This is a genomic window from Streptomyces sp. SID11385 (genome assembly GCF_010548245.1).
In the GTDB taxonomy this organism is placed as follows: domain Bacteria; phylum Actinomycetota; class Actinomycetes; order Streptomycetales; family Streptomycetaceae; genus Streptomyces.
The window spans coordinates 1-5655 of sequence record NZ_JAAGLR010000215.1 but is presented as its reverse complement, the minus strand read 5'-3'; the positions used below and the strand labels follow the sequence as shown (position 1 = coordinate 5655).

Sequence of the window (5655 nt, the reverse complement as noted above, 5' to 3'; positions counted from 1 at the left end):
GCTCCGCCGCCTCCGGGTGTCGGTCCGCCGTCCTAGGCTGCACGGCATGACGACGCAGCCGCTGTCCCTCTCCGCCGACGAGGCCCGCCGCATCGCGCTGCGCGCCCAGGGCCTCCTCGGCGCCCCCGACCGGCGCGCGGGCGCGCGGGGTGTGCTGCGGCACCTCGGCGCGGTGCAGCTCGACACGATCTCGGTGCTCGCCCGCTCGCACGAGCTGGTCCCGTACGCGCGCCTCGGCGCGATCGGCCGCCAGGCCGTCGAGTCCGCGTACTGGGCGCCGCCCGAGGCCCCCGCGCACGCCTTCGAGTACTGGTCGCACGCGGCCTGCGTGCTGCCCGTCGAGGAGTGGCCGCACTTCGCGTTCCGCCGCCGCGCGTACCGGAACCGCCCGTTGTGGGGGCACGAGATGCCGGCGGGCGCGTACGAGAAGGTGCTCGCGCAGCTGCGCGACGAGGGCCCGCTGACGGCGACGGAGCTGGGCGGGGCGAAGAACGGCGGCGAGTGGTGGGACTGGTCGGCCTCCAAGGTCGCCGTCGAGCGGGCGCTGACGTACGGGGACGTGGTCTGCGTCCGGCGGACGGGCTGGCGCCGGGTCTACGACCTGCCGGAGCGCGCGATCCCCGCCGGGCTGCTCCACGACGACCTGGACGACCTGGAGTGCGTCCGCCGCCTGATCCGCCTCGCGGCGCGCTCGCTCGGCGTCGGCACCCGCTCCGACCTCGCCGACTACCACCGGCTGAAGAACGAGCAGTTCGACGCCGTGATCGAGGACTGCGGCCTGGTGCCCGTCCGGGTCGAGGGCTGGGGGAAGCGGGCCTGGGCCGACCCGGAGGCGCTGGAGTCGAGCCCACGCGGCCGGCACCGCACGACGCTCCTGTCCCCCTTCGACTCCCTCATCTGGGAACGCGCCCGCGCGGAACGCCTCTTCGGCTTCTCGCACCGCCTGGAGGCGTACGTGCCCAAGCCGAAGCGCGTGCACGGCTACTTCGCCATGCCGGTCCTCTCCGGCGGCCGGCTCGTGGCCCGCGTCGACCCGGCCCGCGAGGGCACGACGCTCGTCGCCCGCCAGGTCTCCCTGGGCGGCGACCTCCCCGGCACGGCGACCCCGCGCAAGGCCGTCGCGGGCACGGCGACGGCCCTGGCGGAAGCGGCCACGTGGGTCGGCTGCACCCGCGTCCGCGTGGACCGCGTGGACCCGCCGGAACTGCGCGATGCGCTGGAACGGGAGGCGGGCGCGGCGCTGGCGGCGCGGCGGGAGGGGACGGCGGACTGAGGGATACGGGTACGGGGCGGCCCGGCGGTGGGGGGCGGCCCCGTACCCGGGGATGCCCAGGGCCCCCGTACCCCGGGATCGCGAGGCGGCCGTCCCCGGGATCACCAGGCGACCGGCCCCGCGTCGTCGAAGAAGCCGCCGCGCGGGCCGTCGTCCGGGAGCGTCGCGAGGTGGAGGGCGATCGCGGCGCCCTCCTGCGGGGTGCGGGTGGACTGGTGGCCGGTGAAGTCGGTGGCGACGTAGCCGGGGCAGCAGGCGTTGACGAGGACGGGGGTGTCGGCGAGGCGGCGGGCGTACTGGGTCGTGAGGGCGTTGAGCATGGTCTTGGACGGGGCGTAGGCGGCCATGACCGGCCCGGTCCGCAAGGTCAGGGAGCCCATGTTGCTCGACACGTTGACGACGCGCGGCGCGGGGGCGCGCAGGAGCAGCGGGAGGAGGGCGTTGGTCACGCGGACGACGCCGAAGACATTCGTGTCGAGGACCGTGCGCAGGACGTCGAGGTCGAGCGTGGTCGGGTCCTGCGCGCCGTCCTCCGTCGTCCCGCCGATCCCGGCGTTGTTGACGAGCACGTCGAGCCGCCCCGCGGTCTCCTCGATCGTCCTCGCCGCCGCGGCCACGCTCTCCTCGGAGGTGACGTCGAGCGCGACGGCGAAGGCGCGCGCCCCCTCGGCCCGCAGCGACTCCACGGCCGCCGCTCCCCGCGCCGCGTCGCGCGCCCCCACGGCGACGGTGAAGCCGAGCCCCGCGAGGCCGCGCGCGACGGCGAGGCCGATTCCCTTGTTCGCGCCGGTGACCAGCGCGGTCTTCGTCGTTTCGTTCTCCATGATCCCCATGCTCGGCGGGCCCCGCGGTCGCGTCCAATACCGCTTCGGACAGGCGTGATACCCCCTCGGTATCACCACCGGGCGGCCTAGGCTGTCGGTATGGACGACGAGGCCGGAGACGTGGAGGTCCGCGAGCTGAGGTACTTCCTCGCGGTGGCCGAGGAGTCGCACTTCGGGCGTGCCGCCGAGCGCCTCGGCATGACGCAGCCCCCGCTCTCGCGCGCGATCCGGCAACTGGAGCGCCGCATCGGCGCGCGGCTCCTGGAGCGGGACCGCCACGGCGTGCGGCTCACGGCGGCGGGCGAAGTGCTGCGTACGGAGGCGGGAACGGCGCTCGACGCGATCGCCGCCGCGGCGCGCAGGACCCGCCGCGCGGGGAGCCCGGACCAGCGTCTCGTCCTCGCGACGAAGGCGGGCGCTTCGCACGAGCTGCTGCGCGCGCTCCTGGACGCGGCGGCGCGCGCGGCGGACGTGCCGCCGGTCGAGGTGCTGCTGTGCGAGGTCGGCGAGCAGGCCGGACTGCTCCGTACGGGCCGGGCCGACGCCGCGCTCATGCACCGCCCGGTCGACGACCTCACCGGCTTCGACACGGAGGACCTGCACACCGAGGGCCAAGTCGCGATCCTCCCCGCGGCCCACCCCCTCGCCGCCCGCCCCCACCTCACGCTCGCGGAGGTCAGCGCCGTCCCCGGCCTCCCGATCGCCCGCTGGCCCCGCCTCGACGGCAGCTACCCCGAGGGCCCGGGTCCGGAGGTCCGCACGCAGGCTCAGCTGGCCCAACTCGTCGCCCTGGGCAAGACCTTGCTCGTCATCCCCGCATCCAGCCGCGCCTGGCAGTGGCCCGAGCACCTCGCCGTCCCGGTCCTCGACGCCCCGCCCATCACCACGGTGATCGCCTGGCCCGCCCGCAGCCGCTCCCGCCCCGTGGCCGCCCTGGTCCGCACGGCGACGGAGCTGCGGAACGACACCACCTGACCGCCGGGCCCCGGGTCACGGCCGGGGCCCGCAGCCGCGCCCGCGCTTGGACGCCCGCTCTCGCGTCTGCAAACCCGCGCCGAACTCCCCCACACCTCAGCGGATTTCGAGGATCTTCTCCCGCATCGCGTACACCACCGCTTCCATCCGCGAGTGCAGTTGCAGCTTCTCCAGGATGTTCCGCACGTGGTTCTTCACCGTGTTCTCGCTGATGAACAGCTCTTTGGCGATGTCCCGGTTGTTCATCCCGGTCGCGACGAGCTTGAGGACTTCCATCTCGCGGTCGGTGAGCCGGGGGGCGGGGACGAGGCGGCGTTCGTCGGTGCGCTGGATCATCGACTTGAACTCGCTGAGCAGTTTCGACGCCATCGAGGGGCTGATCTGCGACTGCCCGTCCGCGACGGCGCGGATCGCGGTGGCGACCTCGTCCGTGGAGATCTCCTTGAGGAGGTAGCCCGTCGCGCCCGCCTTGATGGCGTCGTAGAGGTCCGCTTCCTCGTCGCTGATCGTCAGCATGATGATCTTCGCGCTGGGGGCGACCTCCTTGATCGCCGTGCACGCCTCGATGCCGCCGCGCTTGGGCATCCGCACGTCCATGAGCACGATGTCCGGGAGCAGATCGGTCGCCTTCTCCACGGCTTCGGAGCCGTCCCCGGCCTCGCCGACGACCTCGATGTCCTCCTCCGTGGCGAGCACGATCTCCAGGCCGCGCCGGAAGAGCGCGTGGTCGTCGACGACCAGGACCCGGATCGGTTCGGCGCGGGGCCTCGGTTCGTCCTCATCGGGGCGGAATCCGCCGGAGGCACGCCCGGCGTCCGCGTCCCGCCTCGGCCCGAAGCTGTCCGCCATCGTCTCTTCCCCCTGAAGCCACGACTGTATGGACCGACTCAACCGGGTGCGGCTGCGGGCCGGTTGGCCGGTCCGGCCAATGATTCCACGTCCCGCCCTCCCCGTGGGCCGCTCCGGACCTCAGCTTGGAGCCCTGGGGGCGCATCAGCGCACACCAGGGGCACCGACCAGAACCGGCGTACGGAACGTAGCCCCCGCGCCCACCCGCACCCCCGGGCACACGGCACCCTCGCACCCGCCTCGCGCGCTTCTCCCCCACGCGCACACGGGCTGGAGTCCCGCGACCGGTCACCGGTCGCGGGACTCCAGCCCGCCGCACCGCGCCCGCCCCCCGGGATCAGCACCCGGGAACTCGCGCGCGGCGGTTCAGCCCTCCTGGCCGCCCAGCGCGCCACCCGCACCGGCCGGTTCAGGCGTGGCCACCATGGGGTCGGTCGACAGGTGGATGACGCCGTAGTCGTAGGCGTGCCGCCGGTAGACCACGCTCGGCTCCTTCGTCTCCGCGTCGACGAAGAGGTAGAAGTCGTGGCCGACCAGCTCCATCTCGTAGAGCGCCTGGTCGAGCGACATCGGGGTCGCCATGTGCGTCTTCTCGCGGACCACGAGCGGTCCGTCGCCCTGGACCTCCAGGGAGCCGACCTTCTTCGTCGGTACGCCGCCGTCGCTCTCGGGCTCGGGCTCGGCGAAGGTGCCGTCCTCGTTGAGCCCGGCGGTGCCCGGGACGCGCTCGGCGACCTCGGCGGCGGTCAGCCGCTCGCTGCCGCGCCGCGTACGGCGCTTGTCGTGCTCCTTGCGCATCCGGGCGGCGAGCTTGGCGACGGCGAGATCGAGGGCCGCGTACGGATCGGCGGCGCACGCCTCGGCGCGAATGACCGGACCGCGCGAGCGCAGCGTGATCTCCACGCGGTCGCAGCGGTCCGCCTGCCGCGGATTGTGTTCCTTGGACACCTCGACGTCCAGGCTCATCACTTTGCCGTCGAGCTTCTGGATCTTCTCCACATTCAGCTTTTCGGCCACATGCTTGCGGAACCGCTCGGGCACCTCGGTCTTGCGACCCTTGACGACGATGTCGATGTCCACGCAGAACTCCGTTCCCGGATTCGCTCCGCCCACGGCGGAGAAACTCCCACTTGCTCCAGGCCCCCGGAATTCCCGGAAGCCCCGGACACGGTGAACCTCCACCTCCTCCGCCCCGGTGGCTCACTCCCACCAGGGGCCACGCCTTCATGACGAGGGGCGACATCTCGCACGGGAGAACCCTCCGGCCCCACGGCCGGTGAACTTCCCCACCTCCGAACATAGCTCGCCCGGTGGTCAAACGGCACCCGCTGCCGAGTGATACCTCCATTCGGGCGAATGACGCCCCTCCTCGCCTGCGAAAACCTAAATTCTCGCTCGGTTCCGGTTTATTTCGAAGGCCCGTGGAGAAACCGCGACGACGGCCGCCCGGACGGCCCTCGTGATCCTTTCCCCCGCCCCTGCGGAACGGTGGGAACGATCTCCTCGCTGCACTCCTTCCACGTCTGCCGCGTGTAATGCGCGCGCGGCCTCGGCAATCGTCGCGCCCGTCGTCATGACGTCGTCGACCAGCACGAGCGCCGTACGGGGAGGTGCCTCGCGCAGGAGCCGGAGGCCCGCGGCCCGTACCCGTACCGCGCCCGCGAGATTGGCCCGCCGCTCCCGGGCGCCGAGCCCGGCCTGGTCCCGTACCTCCCGGCGCAGCGCGAGCGCGGG

At 73.3% G+C, this 5655-nt stretch carries 5 protein-coding genes; 2 read left to right on the top strand and 3 right to left on the bottom strand.

What is annotated here, in order from left to right:
• Nucleotides 1-46 precede the first annotated feature (46 nt).
• Nucleotides 47-1273 carry a crosslink repair DNA glycosylase YcaQ family protein gene (locus G3I42_RS06650; protein ID WP_164283280.1) on the top strand — a complete coding sequence of 409 codons (1227 nt, stop codon included), beginning with the start codon at nucleotides 47-49 and terminating at the stop codon, nucleotides 1271-1273.
• Between the two features lie 101 nt (nucleotides 1274-1374).
• On the opposite strand, the gene G3I42_RS06645 is transcribed toward G3I42_RS06650, so the two are convergent.
• Nucleotides 1375-2106 (bottom strand): SDR family NAD(P)-dependent oxidoreductase, encoded by a 732-nt coding sequence (locus G3I42_RS06645; RefSeq protein ID WP_203606453.1) that lies wholly within the window; start codon nucleotides 2104-2106, stop codon nucleotides 1375-1377.
• Nucleotides 2107-2196: 90 nt separating this feature from the next.
• Here G3I42_RS06645 and G3I42_RS06640 point away from each other — a divergent pair, with 90 nt between their 5' ends.
• On the top strand, nucleotides 2197-3072 hold the full coding sequence (locus G3I42_RS06640; RefSeq protein ID WP_164283276.1) for a LysR family transcriptional regulator: 876 nt from the start codon (nucleotides 2197-2199) through the stop codon (nucleotides 3070-3072).
• 96 nt (nucleotides 3073-3168) lie between these two features.
• Here G3I42_RS06640 and G3I42_RS06635 read toward each other — a convergent pair whose 3' ends face one another.
• Nucleotides 3169-3921, bottom strand: coding sequence for a response regulator transcription factor (locus tag G3I42_RS06635; protein WP_164283274.1), 753 nt, complete (start codon nucleotides 3919-3921; stop codon nucleotides 3169-3171).
• A gap of 366 nt (nucleotides 3922-4287) precedes the next feature.
• Nucleotides 4288-5034, bottom strand: coding sequence for a ribosome-associated translation inhibitor RaiA (gene raiA, locus G3I42_RS06630; RefSeq protein ID WP_164283272.1), 747 nt, complete (start codon nucleotides 5032-5034; stop codon nucleotides 4288-4290).
• Nucleotides 5035-5655: the final 621 nt, after the last annotated feature.